Origin of the sequence: Streptomyces sp. NPDC006476 (genome assembly GCF_040612015.1) — a bacterium.
GTDB lineage: Bacteria > Actinomycetota > Actinomycetes > Streptomycetales > Streptomycetaceae > Streptomyces > Streptomyces griseorubiginosus_B.
Map to the genome: position 1 here is coordinate 163,877 of NZ_JBEXPK010000005.1, position 21,231 is coordinate 185,107.

Sequence of the window (21,231 nt, forward strand, 5' to 3'; positions counted from 1 at the left end):
CTGTCCTACGGAGAACGCCATGACCCGCACTCCCGTGAACGTCACCGTCACCGGCGCGGCCGGCCAGATCGGTTACGCCCTCCTCTTCCGCATCGCCTCCGGCCAGCTGCTCGGCGTGGACGTGCCGGTCAAGCTGCGCCTCCTGGAGATCACGCCCGCGCTGAAGGCCGCCGAGGGCACGGCCATGGAGCTGGACGACTGCGCGTTCCCGCTGCTCCAGGGCATCGACATCAGCGACGACCCGAACGTCGCCTTCGACGGCGCCAACGTCGCCCTTCTCGTCGGCGCCCGCCCGCGCACCAAGGGCATGGAGCGCGGTGACCTCCTCGAGGCCAACGGCGGCATCTTCAAGCCGCAGGGCAAGGCCATCAACGACCACGCGGCGGACGACATCAAGGTGCTCGTCGTCGGCAACCCGGCCAACACCAACGCGCTCATCGCGCAGGCCGCCGCGCCGGACGTACCGGCCGAGCGTTTCACCGCGATGACCCGCCTCGACCACAACCGCGCGCTGACCCAGCTCGCGAAGAAGACGGGCTCGACGGTCGCCGACATCAAGCGCCTGACGATCTGGGGCAACCACTCCGCCACCCAGTACCCGGACATCTTCCACGCCACCATCGCCGGCAAGAACGCCGCCGAGGTCGTCAACGACGAGAAGTGGCTGGCCGAGGACTTCATCCCTACCGTCGCCAAGCGCGGCGCCGCGATCATCGAGGCCCGTGGCGCCTCCTCCGCCGCGTCCGCCGCCAACGCCGCCATCGACCACGTGCACACCTGGGTCAACGGCACCGCCGACGGCGACTGGGTCTCCATGGGCATCCCGTCGGACGGCTCCTACGGCGTCCCGGAGGGCCTGATCTCCTCCTTCCCGGTCACCACCAAGGACGGCCAGTACGAGATCGTCCAGGGCCTGGACATCAACGAGTTCTCCCGCGCCCGCATCGACGCCTCCGTCAAGGAGCTCGAGGAGGAGCGCGAGGCGGTCCGCGGTCTCGGCCTCATCTGACGATCGCCATCTGACGGTCGCCATCTGACGGTCGCCGTTTCCTCGGTTTCGTCACGAGCCCGCACGGGCCCTGTTCCGGTTTCGGTCGGAACGGGGCCCGCGCCCGTTTTCGCCGCTACCGTCTAAGGCGGTACCCACCAGGGGTGATTCGGGGGGTTCGCGATGAGCGGATGGGACGAGTACGGCGCCGGCTCGGGCTCCGGGCCGGAGCGGGAACCGAGCGAGGAGAGAGGCCGGGCCGCCTGGTCCGACGGGCAGACGGGGGCCACCCCGCCATGGGCGTCCGCCGAGACGCAGACCGGCGGCGCCTTCCCGCCGCCCTGGACGACACCACCGCCTGGACCTGCGACACAGCCGCCGGGACCCGCCACACCGCCGGGCCCCGCGTACATGGCGTCCCCCCTGCCGCCCGGCCCGGCCTACACCGGGGCTCCCACACCGCCGTACACCCTGCCCCCCGTCCCGCCGCCGGCGCCCCGGCGTCGCGTCGGACGGGTGCTCGCCGTCATCGCCCTGGTCGTCGCGGTCGGCGCGGGGACCGGTGCCGGGACCTGGTACCTGATCCGGGATCACCGCTCGGGCACCGGGGCCGGCCCCATGACGGGGAGCTCCGTCAGCGTCTCGGCCTCGACCAGTCCGACCCCGGGCCGGAGTTCCGAGCCGTCGAGCAGCCCGTCGGACACGCCCACCACGACCCCGTCGGCCTCGGTGCTGAACTCGCCCTCCGCCGGTTACCGCCGCGCCGAGGACCCGGTCGGCTACGCCATCGACGTCCCGCAGGGCTGGACCCGCCGTGAGAAGCAGGGCAAGCTCGCGCCGATCGTCTACTACGACTCCCCGGCCGACGGCCGCCAGCTGCAGATCTTCCGGGTCACGGAGTCCACGCCCTACGAGTCGCTGACCCTGGCCGAGACCGATCCCGGCTTCGGCTTCGCCAAGCAGCCCGGTTACCAGGTGATCCAGCGGGACCACGGCGACACCTGGGCGGAGCTGACGTACCGCTACACGGACCAGGACAAGGGCGCCCGCCAGGTCATCGACCACCGCTTCGAGGCCGCCGACGGCACCCTGTACGCGATCCGCGCCAGCGGCCCCGCGAGCCTGGCGCCCGAGCAGGTACGGGAGCCGCTGAGGGCGGCGGTGCGGTACTTCTGCCCGACCGGCGCGCAGTGCACCTAGGCCCTACTCCAGCCCCTTCTTGCCCGGCGCCCAGAACGGCTTGGTGAGGACCGCCCGCCGGTCCCACCCCGTCTCCCGCACGAGCACCTGCCGCACCCGCTGCACGGCCCGCGCCTCCCCGGCGACATACGCGACCCCACCGGGCGCGGGCGTCAGCTCCCGTACGGCGTCGACCAGCGAACCGCCACGCCGCAGAACCCAGTTGAGCCGGTCGCCGTGGGCGAGAGGGAGCCGGTCGCCCTCACTCTCGGTCTCCACGCAGCCGGAGATCCGCGCCCCCTCCGGCAGCGCGTCCAGCATCGCGGCGAAGGCCACGGACGCCGTCTCGTCACCGACGAACACATGGTGCGGGGCGTCCGGCCGCAGCACGAACGTCCCCTCCGGCCTGCGCAGCCGGACCCGCTCGCCCACCCCGGCACCGCGTCCCCATCGCGCCCCGGGCCCGGCCCCGGGATGGTCCACCACGCACAGCTCGACGGCGCCGGCGGGGTCGTAGCGCCGGATCGAGTACGTGCGCAGGGTCAGCCCGCCGCCGACCAGCACTCGCACCTGCTGCCCCGGCCGGACGGTGAGTCCGGTGAGCGCCTCGCCCTCGATGCGCAGCCGGCGCATCCGGTCGGTGACGGGTTCGGCCTCGGTGATGGTGCCCTGGAGTGTCAGCAGGTCCAGAACCGGGGAGAGCAGAGCGGGCATGGGGCGGCTCCTGGGAACTCGCGGGCGGAGAAGGGGAGTTGGAGGTCAGGGTCGAGCTGAACGCGATAGTACGCGTTTCCCGCTCGACGCGATAGTGCGCGTTGCGGTGGGCCTGCCGTACCCGGCCACGACCGCCGCCGTCGCCGCCAGGACCAGCAGGGCGGCCGTGCGCAGCGCCGGGCCCATGCCGTGGGCGAAGTCGGGATGGGCGGCCAGGACCGTGCCGGCGGTGGCGACGCCGAGGGCCGCGCCGATCTCACGGGCCGAGGTGCCGAGCCCGGAGCCGAGGCCCGCCTGGTGGGCCGGGAGGGAGGTGACCACTCCGAGCGTCAGCGCGGGCATGCTCAGACCGGCGCCCGCCGAGATCACCAACAGCCAGCAGGCGTACACCGGGTAGGGCGTGCCCGCACCCGCGGTGGACGCGCCGAGCAGCCCCAGGCCGATGAGCGCGAGGCCGGTGCCGATGACCGGTCGGGGGTACGACGTCCAGCGCGTCGCCAGCCGCTGCGTGAGCGCCATGCCGACGATCAGCGGCACGATCGCGACGCCGGTCAGGGCGGGTCCGTACGCCTTCACGCCCTGCAGGTACTGCGAGTTGACGTAGAAGAGGGCGAACAGGCCGAAGAAGCCGGTGGCCATGCCGAGGGAGGCGGCGCGCAGCCGGGGCGACCTGAAGACGCGCGGGTCGAGGAGGGGGGTGCGGGAGCGGAGGGCGTGGGCGGTGAAGACGGCCGTCAGAAGGGCGCCGGCCGCGAAGACGCCCAGGATGCGAGGGGAGGTCCAGCCGTGAGTGGGGCCTTCGATGATGCCGAAGAGGAGGGCGACCAGGGCCGCGGTGAGCAGGAGGGTGCCGAGGGGGTCGGGATGGTTGCCGGGGGAGCGTTCGGTGCGGGGCGTGGTGAGGGCCACGGTGAGGGCGAGGAGTGCGGCGAGCGGGACCATGGCGAGGAACAGCGCGCGCCAGGTGAGGAACTGGCCCACCAGGCCGCCGCCGAGGTTGCCGGCCATGCCGCCCAGGCCCAGTGCCAGCGTCCAGGCCGTCATGGCCCGGGCACGGTGTTCGGGACCGGCGAGGCGCAGCAGGATCGACAGGGTCGACGGCGTGATCAGCGCGGCGCCCGCGCCGGAGATGCCCCGGCCGGTGACGAGCAGCGCCGGGCCCGTGGCGAGGGCGCTGGTGGCGGCCCCCGCCGCGAACACGCCCAGCCCGGTGAGCAGGGCGCCCTTGCGGCCGTACCGGTCGCCGAGGGCGCCCGCCGGGATGAGCAGGGAGGCGAAGACGATGACGTATGCATCGACCGTCCACAGCAGTTCGGTGTGCGAGGGGTGCAGGGCGGACGAACTCAGCTGCGGGATCAGCAGGTTGATGGCGGCGACCATGGACTGCGCGACCAGGACGCAGGCGCACATCGCGAGGAGGACGGACCGTTTCAGGGCGTGCGGGGGCATGGCTCCTCCTAGGGAGCTCGACGGCTGGTTCGGGATGCCCTGTCACCGTAGGCTCGGGTCCGTCCTGCACTCCAGTGCAACCTTTGCAAGGGATACCTGCACGTGACGCAATCCGCGCACCTCGACCTCAATCTGCTGACCGCCCTGGACGTGCTCCTGGAGGAGCGCAGCGTGCGGGGCGCCGCACAGCGGCTGCACTTGTCCGAACCGGCGATGAGCCGCACTCTCGGCCGGATCCGCAAGGCACTCGGCGACCCGATCCTGGTGCGGGCCGGGCGGCAGATGGTGCCGACCCCGCACGCGCTGGCCGTACGGGCGGAGGTGAGCGCGGTGGTGGAGCGGGCCCGGGCGCTGTTCGCGCCGGGCCGGGACGCGGACGTACGGACCCTGCGCCGCACCCTTACGATCATCGGACCCGATACCATCGCCGCCGCCCTCGCTCCCGCCCTCTTCGCCCGGGCCGCGGCCGAGGCGCCGGGCATCCGGGTGCGGTACCTGGCCGAGAGCCACGCGGACGAGCCGTACCTGCGCGCGGGCACCGCCGATCTGGAGGTCGGGGTCATCGACACGACCGCGCCCGAGGTGCACCGGGAGAAGCTGTACCAGGACCGGATGCTCGGCGTCGTACGGGCCGGGCATCCGCTGCTGGAGGGGGAGTTGACGGCGGAGCGGTTCGCCACGGAGGCGGATCACCTGATCGTCTCGCGCCGGGGCAGGCTGCACGGACCGGTCGACGAGGCGCTCGCCGGACTCGGGCTGAAGCGGCGCGTGGCGGGCACGATCGGGACCCTTCCCGCCTCCCTCTTCGTCGTACGGGACAGCGACCTGGTCGGTCTGATCAGTTCCTGGGCGCTACCGCTCGCCGCAGCGCTGGACCTCGTGGTGTTCGAGGTGCCGCTGCGCCTGCCGCCACTGGACCTGGGGCTGGCCTGGCATCCGCGGCACGAGGCGGATCCGGCCCACGCGTGGCTCAGGCGGACGGTCCGGGAGCTGCTCGCCGGATGGTCGGAGGGTGAGCTTTAGCCAGTACATCGCCTGCGCCTGTCCCTCGGCATTCCGCTTTCCCCTACCCCACCTGCACCTCTATGCTGATGGTTTGTCAACTGAACGTCTGACAACGGTCTTTCCACGCATCGGGGGAGTAGCGTGAGTACCGCTTACGTGCCTCAGCAACCGCAGCCCGTGGTCTCCACGGGGGCGCCGCCGACACCGCCCGTCCCACCGCACGCCAGCGAGGCGACCCGGCTGCTGTGCGCGGGCACCTATCTGGATTCCGGTTACCGCGACCGGGTCATCGAGGAACTGCAGCTCAACGAGCAGCGGATCGTCGCGCCCTCGCTCGGCTTCGACGCCGCCCGGGTCCTCGCCCACGCCCTGCGCGCCCGTCGCTTCGAGCTGCTCTGGGCCGGGGCGATCCTCGGCCTGTGGGTGGTCGGCGGGGTGCTCAGCGGCGGTCTGCTGGCCTTCTTCATCTGGCCCAGCGTGGCCCTCGCCCTGGCGCCCTGGATCAGGGGGCGGGCCGAGCAGCCGCCGCTGTGGCGACTGGTCCCGGCGTTCCTGGCCCGCTGGTGGGGCCGGCTGTTCTTCGCGGTGATGCTGGTGTTCACCCTGATCGCGGCCTTCGGCAGCGGCTCGGACAGCGGTTCCTCCTCCAGCTCGTACAGCTCCTACTCCGACCCCTATTCCGACTCGTCGAGCCTCACGGACGTGTTCTCGCCGAGTTCCATCACCGACCTGATCGAGCCCTGGCGGGCCTGGCTGGGGCTGGGCGTGCTCGCGCTCATCGCCTGGTGCGGATACGCCCAGCGCAACCAGGTCAGCCGGGCGCTGGCCGCCGAACTCTCCCCGCAGCGGTTCGGTGACGCGGCGAACGACCCCGCCGAGCAGGCCGACAACCCGCGCTTCCAACGGCTGAAGCAGCGCATCCGGCTCGAGCAGCACGCGCCGCTGATCATGTACCACGAGGCGCGGCCGTTCTGCGGGGCGGGCGCCGCGTACGACACCTGGGTGCTGGCCGTCGAACTCCGCCCGGACGAGGAGCGGAAGCAGCAGCCACTGAGCAACCGCACGGTCCTGGAGCGGATCCGTCCGCTGCTCGAACAGCTGCGCGTCCCGGCCGAGTTCGCGGGGCCCGGGGTCCGTGACCGGCTGCGCTGGCTGGAGATCGACGAGTGCGTTTTCCTGCCGGCCGAGGGGCTGCTCACCCGCGACCAGGCGCCGTACACCCCGCAGGCCTTCGAGGAGCACCGGGCCCGGGCGGTCGAGGAGGGCGCCGAGAAGCGGCGGCACTTCCTGCGCATCCGGGTCGGCGGCTGGGAGGAGGAGCTGGTCGTCACGGTCTTCGTGCGCATCCACACGCAGGGACGGATGCTGATGCTGGAGATCGCGCCGCACGTGCTGACGCCGGTGCGCGCCGACTTCAAGGACGCCGACCGTATGGCGCACCGGTTCCGGCACAACAACCTGGCCGGGAAGGTGGCGGGCGCGCTCGTCCTGGTGCCGTCGTCCGTCGGCCGCTCGCTGGGGCAGCTGGGCCGGGGGCTGGTGTACGTGTGGCGGCTGCTCACGGGCGGCTACGCGGGGGCGCTGCCCGACGGGCCGGGGGCGTCGGTACGGGAGTTGGGGGCGGCGCCGGCCGGTTCCACGTTCCAGGAGATGGACGTGGTGCGCTACCTGAAGAGCGTGCAGGACAGGGTGGCGAACGGGGTGCGGGCCGCGCTCGCCGAATCCGGTTACGAGACCGGGGAGTTCGTCCAGAAGGTCGTCAACATCAGCAACGGGGACGTGAACATCGGCCGGATCGAGGGGTCCACCTTCGCGGTCGGCAGTGGCTCGTCCGCCGCCTCCTCCAGTGTCTCGGGCGGTGCGGTGCCGCCGAAGGGAGCCGACACCAGTGACAAGTAACGAGCCGAGCGTCAACATCGGCGACATCTCCGGCAACAACACCTTCGCCATCGGCAGCCAGTCGCACGCCGAGAGCCACCACGTGCACAACGGCACGGGTCCGCAGCGCGACGAGGCGACCGAACAACTGCTTGCCGCCGTACGGGAGTTGCGGGCCGACCTGGCCCAACGGGTGCGCGGCACCGAGCAGACGGCCGCGCTGGACGAGGCCCTCGCGGAGACGGAGACGGAGATCGCGACCACGGGCCAGGCCGGCCCCACCCGCCGCGAACGCCTGAGGGAACTGCTGACCGACTCCCAGGCCCTGGTCACCTTCCTGGCCTCCGCCGGCTCCCTGGCCGGCCTCCTGGGGATGTGAGAGTCAGCCGATGAGCGGGGGCGGACAGTACTGGAACGAGGACACCCAGCGCTGGGAGGACAGCACGGGGAGTCATCCGACGGCCGAGCCGCCGTTCGCTCCGCCGGGCTGGCCGGGGGCGGGGGGATCGGGGGCCGAGGTCGGTGGCTCGGGAGTGGGGAGTACGGCTGACGGCCTCGGGGTGGACAACGCCGGTGGTGAGGCGGAAGATCCGGGCTCTGATCGTGGGGCCGGCGCCGGCGGGGCTGACGCCGGTGTCTCGCCGGACGGGGCTGCCGGGGCTGTCGGCTCCCAACCGCCGACTCCCGTCGTTCCGCCCCTGCCCGGTGGCTGGCCCGGTGCGGGGGCCGGGGGCGGCTGGCATGGGCCCGGGGCCGGGGGGACCGTGGTGGATTCGGGGGCCGGGAACGGTGGTTCGGGTTCGGCCGGGAGCGGTGGGGCGTGGGCGTCGTCGGCCGGCTCGGGCGTCGCAGGTTCTCCTGCTGATTCCGGTTCCTCCGGCGCAGCCGGTGGCGCCGGGGCCGGAGCACCTGCGCCGGAGTGGTCCAGTGGGGCTTCCTGGGGGACCGTGCCCGAGTGGGGTTCCGGAGCCTCGTGGACGCCCCCGGAGCAGCAGGGGGCGGGCGGTGGTGGGCTCAGTCGGCGGCTCGTGTGGTCCGTGGTGGTCGGGGCCGCCGTGGTCGGGGTCGCCGTCAGTCTTGTGGTGACCCTCGTCGTGGGGAGGAGCGAAGGCGGACACAAGGAGCCCGTCGCCGCCGGGTCCTCCACGACGGCGAGCGAGTCGCCTCCCCAGTCGCCGTCACCGCTCGTCGAGGACACCACGACGTCCTCGCCCTCGTCCTCCGCACCGCCCGCGGGATACGAACTGCGCGACGACGAGGAGGGGTTCCGGATCGCCGTACCGGAGGGCTGGACCCGCACCACCGCGCCCTCGCTGTTCGGGATCGACGTGGTCAACTACCGCAGCGCCGACAGCACACACCGACTGCAGGTCTACCAGGTGCAGGAGGAGTCCCCGCAGGCCTCCTTCGACCTGTACCTGTCCGACCAGACCCCCAAGCCCGCCGGCTTCAAGAAGCTCGGCCTGCAGACCCTGGACGACGGGCAGTTCACCGGCTCCCGGCTGGAGTACCTCGCCGGCGCCATCAAGGGCGAGCCCGACGTCGGCACCTGGCACGTCTACGACGAACGCTTCGTCGCCCAGGACGGCAAAATCTACGCCATCGCCTCCTACGGCCCCGACTCCGACGGCCGCGACGACGAACTCGCCAAGCTCACCACCGCGTTGGACTGGTTCTGCCCGCCGAACACCATCTGCGACCCGGCCTCGGGCACCGACTGACTCAGGTGCTCTGCAACCGCTGCTGCAGCTTGCCGATGTCCACCGACTGGTCCGGCGACGGTGTGGCGGAGGGCACCGGCTTGTCGTAGTCCGAGAAGGCCAGCGTCGTGTCGGTGCGGCCGCCCTTCAGCGTGGCCTCGACCAGCCGGTGCGGCGCGCCCGAAGTGACGTACAGAACCGACCGTTGCCCGCCCTCCGTGCCCTTCAGCGGAATCACCTTCGTGCCGTCGACGGTCGTCTCGGCGCCCTTCGTCAGGGACTTGCCGCCCGACGACGGCCCGGTGTCCACCTGTCGCTGGAAGGCGGACAGGTCGCAGGTGTCCGACAGTCCCTTGAGCATGGCGTCCTTCGTCGTGCCGTGGATGTAGCGGCCCTTGAAGAGCTGGGCGACCGCGTCACCCTGCGGCCCGGGCACCTGCGCCTTCCAGAACGCGGTGTCCGGCTTCATCCACACCTGCTCGCCCCGCTTGACCAGCTCGACACTGCCACCGCGACCGCCCATCCGCAGGGTCCCGACACAGTTGCCGTCCCGGTCCAGGGCGAGGTCCATGAACGTCGGCCGGGTCTTGCTGTGCGCCACCCCCGCCCCGCGGTCCGTCAGCTTCAGGTGGACGGACGTGGCGTCGAGGAGGTTCTTCTTCGCCTGCTGGGCCAGCTGCCGGGCGGAGAGCCCACCGCCGTCGTCCGCGGCGGCGAGTGCGGCCGGGGTGAGGGCGAGGGCCACGCTCGCCGCCGTACACACCAGAGCCCTGCCGTGCATGACCTCACCTCCGTGGTGCGCGTCACGGCTCAGCCTACGGTTCGCCCTATTTGCCCGCATGTTCAGTGACACAGCGCACTTTCGGCCATGGATTGCGCATGCAATCAGGGGCGGAGGGCAGGTGCTCACGGTCCCGGTGGGTGACACCGGTGTGACTCACGGGAGCTGAACAGGAACGGAAGGCAGTACCGAACATGGCGGACAGGGCGCAAGCACCGGAACTCGACGCGCAGGCGACCATCCACGTGGCGGGAGAATGGCGAGAAGCCGTCTCCGGCGCCACGCGAGAGATCCTCGACCCCGCGGACGGGCAGCCCTTCGCCCTGGTCGCGGAGGGTGACGAAAAGGACACGGACCTGGCGGTCGCGGCCGCCCGGGAGGCCTTCGACCACGGCGACTGGCCCCGCACCCCCGTGGCCGAACGCGCCGCGCTGCTGCGCCGCGTCGCCGATCTTCTCGTACGCGACCGCGAACGCCTCGGCCGACTGGAGAGCCAGGACGCGGGCAAGACCGTGGAGGAGGGCCGGGTCGACATCGACTGTGTCGCCGACGCCTTCCGCTACTTCGCCGACCTGGTCGCCGGTGAGGCACCGGGCCGGGTCGTCGACGCGGGCTCGCCCGACGTCCACAGCGTCGTCGTGCACGAACCGGTCGGCGTCTGCGCCCTGATCACCCCCTGGAACTACCCCCTCCTCCAGGCCAGTTGGAAGATCGCCCCGGCTCTGGCGGCCGGCAACACCTTCGTCGTCAAGCCCAGCGAGATCACCCCGCTCACCACCGTCGCCCTCATCGACCTGCTCACCGAGGCCGGTCTGCCCGCGGGCGTCGCCGGCGTCGTCACCGGCCCCGGCCACTCCGTCGGCGCCCGGCTCGCCGAGCATCCGGACGTCGACCTGGTCTCCTTCACCGGCGGCCTGGTCAGCGGCACCAAGGTCGCCCAGGCGGCCGCCCCCACCGTGAAGAAGGTCGCCCTCGAACTCGGCGGCAAGAACCCCAACGTCGTCTTCGCCGACGCCTGCGCCACCGAGGAGGGCTTCGACACCGCCGTCGACCAGGCCCTCAACGCCGCGTTCATCCACAGCGGCCAGGTCTGCTCGGCCGGCGCCCGCCTCATCGTCGAGGAGTCGCTGCGCGAGCGCTTCGTCGCCGAACTCGCCCGCCGCGCCAGCCGGATACGCCTCGGCCGCGGCACCGAGGACGGCGTCGAGTGCGGCCCCCTCGTCTCCGAGCAGCAGCGCGCCAAGGTCGAGGCGTACGTCGCCTCAGCGCTGGAGGAGGGCGCGGTGCTGCGCTCGGGGGGCCGACGGCCCGTACCGGCGCCGGAGCGTCCCGCGTCCGGCTACTTCTACGAGCCGACCGTCCTCGACCAGTGCCACCGCCAGATGAAGGTCGTGCGCGAGGAGGTCTTCGGACCGGTGCTGACGGTGGAGACCTTCCGCACCGAGGACGAGGCCGTCGCCCTCGCCAACGACACCGAGTACGGCCTCGCCGGCGCCGTCTGGACCTCCGACGCGGGCCGCGCCCGCCGGGTCGCCGGCCGGCTGCGGCACGGCACCGTCTGGATCAACGACTTCCACCCCTATCTCCCGCAGGCGGAGTGGGGCGGCTTCGGCAAGAGCGGCGTCGGCCGCGAGCTGGGGCCGGCCGGCTTCGCCGAGTACCGCGAGACCAAGCACGTGTACCAGAACCTGGCGCCGAAGCCGGTCCGCTGGTTCGCGGGCTGAGCCCCGATTCCCGTACCGACCCGCGACTTCCGTACGACACAGCGACCTCCGTACGCCCCCCACTCCCGTACGAAGCCCCCGACTCCCGTACGTCCCCCGCACCTTGGAGCAACCCCCTCATGTCCGAGACCCCCCATCTCTACGACTATGTCGTCATCGGCGGCGGCACCGCCGGCTCCGTCATAGCCTCCCGCCTGACCGAGAACCCCGACGTCACCGTCGCCGTCATCGAGGGCGGCCCCAGCGACGTCGGCAGAGAGGACGTCCTGACGCTGCGCCGCTGGATGGGCCTGCTCGGCGGCGAGCTCGACTACGACTACCCCACCACCGAGCAGCCACGCGGGAATTCGCACATCCGGCACAGCCGGGCCCGCGTCCTCGGCGGCTGCTCCTCCCACAACACGCTGATCGCCTTCAAGCCGCTGCCCTCCGACTGGGACGAGTGGGAGGCGGCCGGCGCCAAGGGCTGGGGCGCGGTGCCGATGGAGGCATACTTCGCGCGCCTGAAGAACAACATCGTCCCGGTCGACGAGAAGGACCGGAACGCCATCGCCCGCGACTTCGTCGACGCCGCCCAGAAGGCGCTGGACGTCCCCCGCGTCGAGGGCTTCAACAAGAAGCCGTTCGACGACGGCGTCGGCTTCTTCGACCTGGCCTACCACCCCGAGACCAACAAGCGCTCCAGCGCGTCGGTCGCGTACCTCCACCCGGTGATGGACGAGCGGCCCAACCTGACGATCCTGCTGGAGACCTGGGCGTACCGGCTTCAGCTCGAAGGCACGCGCGCCGAGGGCGTGCACGTCCGCACCAAGGACGGCGAGGAGATCCTCGTACGCGCCCGCAACGAAGTCGTCCTGTGCGCGGGGGCCGTCGACTCCCCGCGGCTGCTGCTGCACTCCGGTATCGGCCCGCGTGCGGACCTCGAAGCCCTCGGCCTCCCCGTCGTCCACGACCTGCCCGGTGTCGGCGAGAACCTCCTCGACCACCCGGAGTCGGTGATCGTCTGGGAGACCAACGGACCCATCCCGGACAACTCCGCGATGGACAGCGACGCCGGCCTGTTCGTGCGCCGCGACCCCGAACACCCGGGCCCGGACCTGATGTTCCACTTCTACCAGATCCCGTTCACGGACAACCCGGAGCAGCTGGGCTACGAACGCCCCGCCTACGGCGTCTCGATGACCCCCAACATCCCCAAGCCGAGGAGCCGCGGCCGTCTGTACCTGACGAGCGCGGACCCCTCGGTCAAACCGGCCCTCGACTTCCGCTACTTCACCGACGAGGACGACTACGACGCCCGCACCCTCGTCGACGGCATCCGCGTCGCCCGCGAGATCGCGAGCACCGAACCGCTGGCGGGCTGGCTCAAGCGCGAGGTGTGCCCGGGGCCGGAGGTGACCGGCGACGAGGAGCTGAGTGAGTACGCCCGCAAGGTCGCGCACACCGTCTACCACCCCGCCGGCACCTGCAGGATGGGTGCCACGGACGACGAACTCGCCGTGGTCGACCCCGAGCTGCGGATCCGCGGCCTGGAGGGCATCCGGATCGCGGACGCCTCGGTCTTCCCGACGATGACCGCCGTGAACCCGATGATCGGGGTGCTCATGGTCGGTGAGAGGGCCGTCGACCTGATCGGAGGTGGTGTGCGATGAGCACGGCCATCGAAAAGCCCGTCTTCTCCGTCGACAACCTGTGGAAGGTGTTCGGCCCGAAGGCGGACAGCGTTCCCGGCGACGCCGAGCTGTCCGCGCTGGCGCCCTCCGAACTCCGGGCCCGCACCGGCTGCACGGCCGCCGTCCGGGACGTCTCCTTCGACGTGCGCAAGGGCGAGGTCTTCGTGGTGATGGGTCTGTCGGGCTCCGGCAAGTCCACGCTCGTCCGCTGCCTCACCCGGCTCATCGAGCCGACGGCCGGCACGATCGCCATCGACGGCGAGGACGTCCGCGCCATGGACAGGTCCCGGCTGCGCGAACTGCGCCGGCACCGGGCGGCCATGGTCTTCCAGCACTTCGGCCTCCTCCCGCACCGCACCGTCCTGGACAACGTCGCCTACGGCCTGGAGATCCAGGGCGTCGGCAAGGCGGAGCGCAGGGCGCGCGCCCAGCAGGTCGTCGCCAAGGTCGGCCTCGAGGGCATGGAACAGCGCCGCCCCGGCCAGCTCTCCGGCGGGCAGCGCCAACGGGTGGGCCTGGCCCGGGCGTTGGCCGTCGACCCGGAGGTCCTGCTGTTCGACGAGCCCTTCAGCGCCCTCGACCCCCTCATCCGGCGTGACATGCAGGAGGAGGTCGTGCGACTGCACCGCGAGGAGGGCCGCACGATGGTCTTCATCACGCACGACCTGAGCGAGGCCCTCAAGCTCGGCGACCGCATCGCGCTGATGCGCGACGGCCGGGTGGTCCAGCTGGGCACCCCGGAGGAGATCGTGGGCAGCCCCGCGGACGACTACGTCCGCGAGTTCGTCCGGGACGTGTCGCGGGAGCAGGTCATGACCGTCCGTACGGCCATGCGCCCCGGCGGCTGCGAAGGCCCGGAGCACCCCGGCGCGCTCGCCCCCGACGAGCTCGTCGCCGACGCCATCAAGGTGGTCGCCACCAGCGGCAGGCCGGCCTGTGTGGTCGAGAACGGCCGCTGTCTGGGCGTCGTCGACCACGAGAGGCTCCTCGGTGTGGTCGCCGGGACCGAGCCGCAGAGGGAGGCCGCCTGATGGCCACCCTCACCGCGCCCGTCCCGCTGTCCGCGGGCTTCCTCAAACACCGGGCCGTCCGGAAACTCCTGCTGCTCGCGCTCGCCGCCGCGGTCCTCGTCCCGCTCGCCAACGCCCAGTGGGCGAGCGGAAGTTGGCCCGCAGCCCTCACGGTCGACCTGTCCAAGCCGCTCACCGGCGCCAGCAACTGGATCATCGACAACCGCGACAGCCACCCGCTGTTCCTCTACGGCTTCGGCTACGTCAGCAACGCGGTCGTCCTCTCCGTACGCGCCGTCTATCTGGTCCTCCTCGCCGCGGGCTGGGCCGGGGTGACGGCCATCGGCGCCCTCGTCGCCTGGCGGGTAGCCGGTCTCAGGCTGGCCCTCGGCACGGCCGTCGCGTTCCTCGCCTGCGGGCTGCTCGGCATGTGGATCCCGACGATGCAGACGCTCGCCCTGATGGTGGTCGCCGTCCTCGCGTCGGTGGTGGTGGGCGCCCTCCTGGGCCTGGCCGCCGGTCTCTCCGACCGCCTCGACCGCGCCCTGCGCCCGGTCCTGGACACCATGCAGGTGCTGCCGGCCTTCGCCTACCTCCTCCCGGTCGTCCTGGTCTTCGGCATCGGCGTCCCCGCCGCCGTCCTCGCCACCGTCGTCTACGCCGCCCCGCCGATGGCCCGCCTCACCTCCCTCGGCCTGCGCGGCGCCGACAAGGAGGTCCTCGAAGCCGTCGACTCGCTCGGTGCCACCGCCCGCCAGCGGCTGCTGACCGCGCGTATCCCGCTGGCCCGCAAGGAACTCCTCCTCGGCCTCAACCAGACGATCATGATGGCCCTGTCGATGGCGGTCATCGCGTCCGTCATCGGCGCCGCCGGCCTCGGTGACCGCGTCTACCAGGCCCTGGCCTCCGTCGACGTGGGCGCCGCCCTCGCGGCCGGCATCCCGATCGTGCTGCTGGCCGTCGTCCTGGACCGGGTCACCTGCGCCGCGGGCGAGAACGCCGGCGAGGAGCCGGCGGGCGGGCGCCCCTGGCTGTACGCGGCCGCCGGCGCCGTCGCCGTGGCGCTCGCCGGACGTCTCGCCGGGCGTCTCGACTGGCCCGAGGCCTGGACCCTGAACATCGCCGACCCGGTCAACAGCGCCGTCGACTGGATGACCGCCCACCTCTACTCGGGCGTCCCGGTCGTCGGTGGCACCGCCGACTGGGCGGGCCACTTCACCACCTGGGTCCTGGACCCGATCCGCGGCGGTCTGCAGTGGCTGCCCTGGTGGTCCGTGCTGCTCCTGGTCGCCGCCCTGGCCTGGCTGATCGGCACCTGGCGCACCGCGCTCACCGCGGTCCTCGCCATGGCCGCGATCGGCGTGCTCGGCGTGTGGAAGCCTTCCCTCGACACGCTCTCCCAGGTCCTGGCCGCCGTCGCCGTCACCCTCGTCCTCGGTTTCGCGACCGGCATCGCGGCGGCCCGCAGCGACCGCTTCGAACGCCTGCTCAGGCCCGTCCTGGACGTCTTCCAGACGATGCCGCAGTTCGTGTACCTGATCCCGGTGGTGGCCCTGTTCGGCGTCGGCCGCGCCCCCGCCGTCGCGGCGGCCGTGGTCTACGCCCTGCCCGCCGTCGTCCGGATCACCACCCAGGGGCTGCGCCAGGTCGACCCGGCCGCCCTGGAGTCGGCCCGCTCCCTCGGCGCGACGCCCGCCCAGCAGCTGCGCCAGGTCCAACTCCCGCTCGCCCGGCCCGCGTTGCTGCTCGCCGTCAACCAGGGCGTGGTCCTCGTCCTCGCCGTCGTCATCATCGGTGGCCTGGTCGGCGGCGGCGCGCTCGGCTACGACGTCGTGTTCGGCCTCGCACAGGGCGATCTGGCGACGGGGCTGGTGGCCGGTGCGGCGATCGTGTGCCTGGGGTTGATGCTCGACCGGGTGACCCAGCCGACGCAGCGCCGCGCGACGAAGGGAGCGTGACATGCGACTGCGCATCACCACGACCGCCGCGGTCGCCTCGCTGGCGCTGCTCACCGGCTGCGGCGCCGCCGACATGACCAAGCAGGCGTCCCCCTTCGCCAACGCCGGGGGCACCAGGAGCGTGACCCTCTCCGTGCAGTCCTGGGTGGGCGCGCAGGCCAACGTGGCCGTCGCCCAGTACCTGCTGGAGCACAAGCTCGGCTACCGCGTCGACACCGTGCAGGTAGACGAGGTCCCCGCCTGGGACGCGCTCAGCCAGGGCCGGGTCGACGCGATCCTGGAGGACTGGGGCCACCCCGACCAGGAGAAGCGGTACGTCGACGACAAGAAGACCATCGCGCGCGGCGGCGGTCTCGGGGTGACCGGGCACATCGGCTGGTTCGTGCCGACGTACCTGGTCAAGCAGCACCCCGACATCACCGACTGGAAGAACCTCAACAAGTACGCCTCCCTCTTCCGCACCGCGGAGAGCGGCGGCAAGGGCCAGCTGATGGACGGCTCGCCGTCGTACGTCACCAACGACAAGGCGCTGGTGACGAACCTGAAGCTGAACTACCAGGTGGTGTTCGCCGGTTCGGAGGCCGCGCAGATCACCCAGATGAAACAGTTCGCCAAGGAGAAGAAGCCCTTCCTGACGTACTGGTACGCCCCGCAGTGGCTGTTCAAGAAGGTCCCCATGACCGAGGTGAAGCTGCCGCCGTACAAGCAGGGCTGCGATGCGGACCCGGCCAAGGTCGCCTGCGCCTATCCGCACACCCCGCTGCAGAAGTACCTCAACGCCGACTTCGCGAAGAAGGGCGGCAAGGCGGCCGCCTTCCTGAAGAAGTTCACGTGGACGACCGAGGACCAGAACGAGGTCTCCCTGATGATCGCCGACCAGAAACTGTCGCCCGAACAGGCGGCGAAGAAGTGGGTGGACGGCCACGCGTCCACATGGAAGGCGTGGCTGTCCTGATCACCAGCGTTTCCGCAGCTCGTCCGTCATCCCCTTGAACGCCAGCGCGGCCCAGCGCTGCAGGGTCGGCCCGAAGGTGATGCGCGTGGCCCCGAGTTCGCCGAGTTCGGAGGGGTCGGGGCCGCCCTCCAGCTTGGCGTTCACGTTGATCGGCCCCTGGATCCCGGACCGCAGGAGGGGCAGTACGTTCGTCGGGGCGCCGATCGGATAGACGCAGTCGGCGCCAGCGGCGACATACAACGCGGCCCGCTCGATGGCCCGTGCGGGATCGCCGTCGCCGTACGCGAAGGTGTCGACGCGGGCGTTGACGAACAGCTGGTCACCGGCCGCGAACCGCACCTGGGCCAGCCAGTCGGCGTGCTCGCGCGGGTCGTTGAGGACGCCCCGGTGCGAGTCCTCCAGGTTGCAGCCGACGGCACCGGCCTCCAGCAGCCGCTCCACCAGCTCCGTCGGCGCCAAGCCGTACCCTCCCTCGACGTCGGCCGACACGGGCACGTCCACCGCCCGGCAGATGCGCGCCACCGCAGCGAACATCTCGTCGGCCGGGGTCGCCCCGTCCTCGTACCCGAGCGAGGCCGCGATCCCCGCACTGGGCGTGGCGAGCGCCGGGAACCCGGCCTCCTCCAGCGTCCGCGCGCTGACCGCGTCCCACGGTCCCGGCAGCACGAGCGGGTCGCCGGGGAGGCGGCCGCGGTGCAGGGCGCGGAAGACATCGACCTTGCTCATGGTGTGTACCCTCCCGGCGGGATCCGGCGGCTGACCATCACCCGGTTCCAGTTGTTGATGGCGACGACCAGGCCGACGAGATGGCGCGGTCGAGGACCTGTGTACGGGTCACTGGTGTTGCCCCGGGGTGTAGTGGCCCGGTGCCATCCGGGTGGTCACGCCGAAACGGTTCCACGCGTTGATCACGGTGATCGCGGCGATCAGCTGGGCCAGCTCGGCCTCCTCGAAGTGCTTGGCCGCGTGGTCGTACACCTCGTCGGGCACGAATCCGTCGGTCAGGACGGTGATCGCCTCGGTCAGCTCGATCGCCGCGAGCTCCTTCTCCGTGTAGAAGTGCTTCGACTCCTCCCAGGCGCTCAGCTGGACGACCCGCTCCACGCTCTCCCCGGCCGCGAGCGCGTCCTTGGTGTGCATGTCCAGGCAGAAGGCGCAGTGGTTGATCTGCGAGGCGCGGATCTTCACCAGCTCGTACAGCTTGGGGTCCAGGCCCTGCCTGGCGGCGGTCTCGAGGCGGAGCATCGCCTTGTAGACCTCGGGCGCGTGCTGGGCCCAGCGCAGCCGGGCGGGCCGCTCGGGCGCGTACTCGGTGGTCTCCTCTGTGGTCATGTCCTCGACCCTAGAAGCGAGGCAGCCCAGGGGTATGGTCCATTTCCATGGCGAAATCATGGGCCACTTTGGGTGTCGACCTGCATCTGGAGCCGACGGGACCGGGTGTGCGCCGGGGCCTGACCGACGCCCTGCGCGAGGCGGTCCGTACCGGCCGGCTGGCTCCCGGCACCCGGCTGCCCTCCTCGCGCAGTCTCGCCGCCGACCTGGGCGTGGCCCGCAACACCGTCGCCGAGGCCTACGCCGACCTGGTCGCGGAGGGCTGGCTCACCGCACGGCAGGGCTCCGGCACCCGGGTGGCCGACCGCCCGGTCAGTCCGCCCTCCGAGGCCCCGCCCCACCCGCGTGCGCCGAGCAGCCCCGCCTACGATCTGGTCCCCGGTCTGCCCGACCTCGCCTCCTTCCCGCGCGCCGAGTGGCTCAAGGCCGCCCGCCGCGCCCTGGCCGCCGCCCCCCACCAGGCCCTGGACTACGGCGACCCGCGCGGCCGCGCCGAACTGCGCACCGCCCTGGCGCACTACCTCGCCCGCTCCCGGGGCGTGCGCGCCGACCCCGACCACATCCTGATCTGCGCCGGCATCTCACACGGACTGCGGATCCTCGCCGCCGTCCTGCGCGCACGCGGCGCCGACACGGTCGCCGTCGAGTCGTACGGCCTCTACGTCCACTGGGACCTGCTCGCCGAGGCCGGCCTGCGCACGGTCCCGCTGCCCTTCGACGAACGGGGCACGGACCCAGGCGAGTTGGCGGACCAGGGCGCCGTCCTGCTCACCCCCGCCCACCAGTTCCCGATGGGCGGCACCCTGCACCGGGACCGGCGGGCGGCCGTCGTCCAATGGGCCCGCCGCACCGGGGGCCTGGTGATCGAGGACGACTACGACGGAGAGTTCCGCTACGACCGCCAGCCCGTCGGCGCCCTCCAGGGCCTCGACCCCGAACACGTCGTCTATGCCGGCACGGCCAGCAAGTCCCTCGCCCCCGGCCTCCGGCTGGCCTGGCTGGCCCTGCCCCCGGGATGGGTGCGGGAGGCGGTGAAGGCCAAGGGCGGGGTGGACAGCTGCGGGGCGCTGGACCAGCTGACCCTCGCCGAGTTCCTCACCTCCGGCGCCTACGACCGCCATGTGCGCGCCGCCCGGCTGCGCTACCGGCGCCGCCGCGACGCGCTGGTGGCCCAGCTCGCCCGCAGCGCCCCGCAGGTTCGCGCCACCGGCATCGCGGCCGGGCTGCACGTCGTCCTGCGGCTCCCGCCGGGAACCGAGCAGGAGGCGCTGCGCGCGGCGGCCTGGCAGGGGCTCGCGGTGCACGGGCTGCACCGCTACCAGCACCCCGAGGCGAGGGTCGAGCGGCGCGACGCGCTGGTCGTCGGCTACGGGACACCGCCGGACCACGCCTGGTCGGGGGCGCTGGACGCCCTGTGCGCGGCACTGCCCGAATGACGCCGCCGTAATTGCCGCATTCAGCATTCCTGAATGCGGTCGCGCGGATAGAGTCGCCCCATGAGCAACAGTGACGCGATATCCCGTGTGGCCCTCAAGAAAATCACCCCCGACGTCTCCAAGGCGATGGGTTCCCTGCACGCCGCCGCCGTTTCCGCGGCCCAGGACGCCAAGGTCGAACCGGAACTCCTGGAACTGATCAGGATCCGCGCCTCGCAGATCAACGGCTGCGCGTTCTGCCTCGACATGCACACCAAGGACGCACGGGCGGCGGGCGAGACGGAGCAGCGGATCTACGCCCTGAACGCCTGGCGGGAGACTCCCTTCTTCACTGAACGCGAGCGCGCCGCCCTGGCGTTGACCGAGGCCGTGACCCTGGTCCACGACGGCCGGGTGCCGGACGCCGTCTACGCCGAGGCCGCCGAGGTCTTCGAGGAGGACCAGATCGCGGCACTCATCTGGGCGGCCACCGTCATCAACGCCTACAACCGCATCGCCATCGCCACCAGGATGGCACCGGGCGGTTATCAGCCGACCAATAAATAACGCCGGTCCTGGGAATAGGGACGGATACAGGAATACCTGATACGGGCATCGGCGATCCGCGTCGATGCCCGTATTCCATGCACCCTTTCCCGCCTTTCCGGCTATTTCTCCGGCAGCGGTTCCATGATGTCGTCCAGCCAGGAGCGCCATTCCGGGGCGTGGGTCGCGGGGGCCGCCTCGATCGACCCGCCCATCCAGTCCGTCACCGGCCGGATCCCATGGAGCGCGTTGACGAGCCAGACCTCGCGGCCGTCCAGTTCGGCCACGGTCCGGGGGCGGTGGGCGAGCCGGACGCCTTCACGGTGGGCCCGTTCCTGGATGAGGGCGACGGTGACGCCGGGCAGGATCGGCAGCTGGGGCGGGGGCAGACACAGCGTGTCGTCCTCCCACCACAGCACGCTGGCCGTGGCCGCCTCCAGCACCACTCCGGACGGCGCGACGAGCACCGTCTCGTCGGCTCCCTCGCCCGAGGCGCGTCTGCGGACCCGGGCCAGCGTGTCCAGGTCCGGGCCCTTGCGGCGGGGCACGGTCCGCGGGTCGGACTGGCCCGTGGCCCAGACCCGTACACCGGCCCCGAGCGGTGGGGCGTGCCGCAGCAGCAGCCGCAACTCCGTGCCGCCCGGCGCGAGTTCGACACGCGGGAACCACTCGCCCGTCCGCGGCAGCGCATCGGTCACATCCCGCCAGAACTCCAGCAGCCGTCTGAGCGGCGGCCCGCCGACCTCTCCGCAGGCCCGCAGGAACCGCTCCCGGTGCCGCTCCAGACCCCGCACCCTGCCGTCCCGCACCAGCCACGAGTCCGCGACGAGCAGCCGCCCGCCGGGCTCACCCGCCGGAGCCAGCCCACCGGCGGGCGTCCACGTCAACAGCCCCTCGGCGATGACCGGTTGCGTCACAGCTGCT

The 21,231-nt window shown here is 72.0% G+C and carries 19 protein-coding genes and 1 pseudogene; 13 read left to right on the forward strand and 7 right to left on the reverse strand.

Going from position 1 to position 21,231, the window contains the following annotated elements; translation table 11 throughout:
• Positions 1–19 precede the first annotated feature (19 nt).
• Together ABZZ74_RS07880 and ABZZ74_RS07885 are read left to right on the forward strand one after the other, a co-directional pair.
• Positions 20–1,009: a malate dehydrogenase gene (locus ABZZ74_RS07880; RefSeq protein WP_356762420.1), complete on the forward strand. Its 990-nt coding sequence runs from the start codon at positions 20–22 to the stop codon at positions 1,007–1,009.
• A 162-nt stretch (positions 1,010–1,171) separates the two neighbouring features.
• Positions 1,172–2,188: a hypothetical protein gene (locus ABZZ74_RS07885; RefSeq protein WP_356762421.1), complete on the forward strand. Its 1,017-nt coding sequence runs from the start codon at positions 1,172–1,174 to the stop codon at positions 2,186–2,188.
• Between the two features lie 3 nt (positions 2,189–2,191).
• Here the strand turns inward: ABZZ74_RS07885 and ABZZ74_RS07890 are convergent, their stop codons facing one another.
• Both ABZZ74_RS07890 and ABZZ74_RS07895 read right to left on the reverse strand, forming a co-directional pair.
• Positions 2,192–2,881 carry a siderophore-interacting protein gene (locus tag ABZZ74_RS07890; protein WP_356762422.1) on the reverse strand — a complete coding sequence of 230 codons (690 nt, stop codon included), beginning with the start codon at positions 2,879–2,881 and terminating at the stop codon, positions 2,192–2,194.
• 45 nt (positions 2,882–2,926) lie between these two features.
• Positions 2,927–4,330, reverse strand: a complete 1,404-nt coding sequence (locus ABZZ74_RS07895) for an MFS transporter (protein WP_356762423.1) — start codon at positions 4,328–4,330, stop codon at positions 2,927–2,929.
• A 96-nt stretch (positions 4,331–4,426) separates the two neighbouring features.
• On the opposite strand from ABZZ74_RS07895, the gene ABZZ74_RS07900 reads away from it, so the two are divergent.
• The 4 genes from ABZZ74_RS07900 (at position 4,427) to ABZZ74_RS07915 (ending at position 8,934) form a co-directional block, all read left to right on the forward strand.
• Positions 4,427–5,353 carry a LysR family transcriptional regulator gene (locus ABZZ74_RS07900; protein WP_356762504.1) on the forward strand — a complete coding sequence of 309 codons (927 nt, stop codon included), beginning with the start codon at positions 4,427–4,429 and terminating at the stop codon, positions 5,351–5,353.
• Positions 5,354–5,476: 123 nt separating this feature from the next.
• The gene (locus tag ABZZ74_RS07905) at positions 5,477–7,234 is read left to right on the forward strand and encodes a hypothetical protein (RefSeq protein ID WP_356762424.1); all 1,758 of its coding nucleotides are present in this window, start codon (positions 5,477–5,479) and stop codon (positions 7,232–7,234) included.
• Positions 7,224–7,592 (forward strand): hypothetical protein, encoded by a 369-nt coding sequence (locus ABZZ74_RS07910; protein WP_356762425.1) that lies wholly within the window; start codon positions 7,224–7,226, stop codon positions 7,590–7,592. Before ABZZ74_RS07905 ends, ABZZ74_RS07910 begins: the two co-directional genes overlap by 11 nt.
• Positions 7,593–8,160: 568 nt before the next feature.
• Positions 8,161–8,934, forward strand: coding sequence for a hypothetical protein (locus tag ABZZ74_RS07915; protein ID WP_356762426.1), 774 nt, complete (start codon positions 8,161–8,163; stop codon positions 8,932–8,934).
• Between the two features lies 1 nt (position 8,935).
• Here ABZZ74_RS07915 and ABZZ74_RS07920 read toward each other — a convergent pair whose 3' ends face one another.
• Complete coding sequence (locus tag ABZZ74_RS07920; protein WP_356762427.1) at positions 8,936–9,694, reverse strand: hypothetical protein; 759 nt, start codon at positions 9,692–9,694, stop codon at positions 8,936–8,938.
• 194 nt (positions 9,695–9,888) lie between these two features.
• Between ABZZ74_RS07920 and ABZZ74_RS07925 the strand changes: the two genes are divergently transcribed.
• From ABZZ74_RS07925 to ABZZ74_RS07945, 5 genes are all read left to right on the forward strand, one after another.
• Positions 9,889–11,418, forward strand: coding sequence for an aldehyde dehydrogenase family protein (locus tag ABZZ74_RS07925; protein ID WP_356762428.1), 1,530 nt, complete (start codon positions 9,889–9,891; stop codon positions 11,416–11,418).
• A gap of 119 nt (positions 11,419–11,537) precedes the next feature.
• Entirely contained in the window at positions 11,538–13,070 is a 1,533-nt protein-coding gene (locus tag ABZZ74_RS07930; protein ID WP_356762429.1) for a GMC oxidoreductase, read from the forward strand.
• Positions 13,067–14,122, forward strand: coding sequence for a glycine betaine/L-proline ABC transporter ATP-binding protein (locus ABZZ74_RS07935; protein ID WP_356762430.1), 1,056 nt, complete (start codon positions 13,067–13,069; stop codon positions 14,120–14,122). Before ABZZ74_RS07930 ends, ABZZ74_RS07935 begins: the two co-directional genes overlap by 4 nt.
• Positions 14,122–16,059: an ABC transporter permease subunit gene (locus tag ABZZ74_RS07940; protein WP_356762431.1), complete on the forward strand. Its 1,938-nt coding sequence runs from the start codon at positions 14,122–14,124 to the stop codon at positions 16,057–16,059. Before ABZZ74_RS07935 ends, ABZZ74_RS07940 begins: the two co-directional genes overlap by 1 nt.
• A 1-nt stretch (position 16,060) precedes the next feature.
• On the forward strand, positions 16,061–17,014 hold the full coding sequence (locus ABZZ74_RS07945) for an ABC transporter substrate-binding protein (RefSeq protein WP_356762432.1): 954 nt from the start codon (positions 16,061–16,063) through the stop codon (positions 17,012–17,014).
• Here ABZZ74_RS07945 and ABZZ74_RS07950 read toward each other — a convergent pair whose 3' ends face one another.
• From ABZZ74_RS07950 to ABZZ74_RS07960, 3 genes and pseudogenes are all read right to left on the reverse strand, one after another.
• Entirely contained in the window at positions 17,015–17,740 is a 726-nt protein-coding gene (locus ABZZ74_RS07950; RefSeq protein WP_356762433.1) for an isocitrate lyase/phosphoenolpyruvate mutase family protein, read from the reverse strand.
• A pseudogene (locus ABZZ74_RS07955) lies at positions 17,737–17,823 on the reverse strand (carboxymuconolactone decarboxylase family protein); the annotation flags it as partial. The pseudogene ABZZ74_RS07955 and the gene ABZZ74_RS07950, both read right to left, overlap by 4 nt.
• A gap of 25 nt (positions 17,824–17,848) precedes the next feature.
• Complete coding sequence (locus ABZZ74_RS07960) at positions 17,849–18,346, reverse strand: carboxymuconolactone decarboxylase family protein (protein WP_356762434.1); 498 nt, start codon at positions 18,344–18,346, stop codon at positions 17,849–17,851.
• Positions 18,347–18,393: 47 nt separating this feature from the next.
• On the opposite strand from ABZZ74_RS07960, the gene ABZZ74_RS07965 reads away from it, so the two are divergent.
• Both ABZZ74_RS07965 and ABZZ74_RS07970 read left to right on the forward strand, forming a co-directional pair.
• A complete protein-coding gene (locus tag ABZZ74_RS07965; protein ID WP_356762435.1) occupies positions 18,394–19,782 on the forward strand; it encodes a PLP-dependent aminotransferase family protein in 1,389 nt (462 codons plus the stop codon).
• A gap of 60 nt (positions 19,783–19,842) precedes the next feature.
• Positions 19,843–20,328 carry a carboxymuconolactone decarboxylase family protein gene (locus tag ABZZ74_RS07970; RefSeq protein ID WP_356762436.1) on the forward strand — a complete coding sequence of 162 codons (486 nt, stop codon included), beginning with the start codon at positions 19,843–19,845 and terminating at the stop codon, positions 20,326–20,328.
• A gap of 101 nt (positions 20,329–20,429) precedes the next feature.
• Here the strand turns inward: ABZZ74_RS07970 and ABZZ74_RS07975 are convergent, their stop codons facing one another.
• A complete protein-coding gene (locus ABZZ74_RS07975; RefSeq protein WP_356762437.1) occupies positions 20,430–21,224 on the reverse strand; it encodes an aminotransferase class IV in 795 nt (264 codons plus the stop codon).
• Positions 21,225–21,231: the final 7 nt, after the last annotated feature.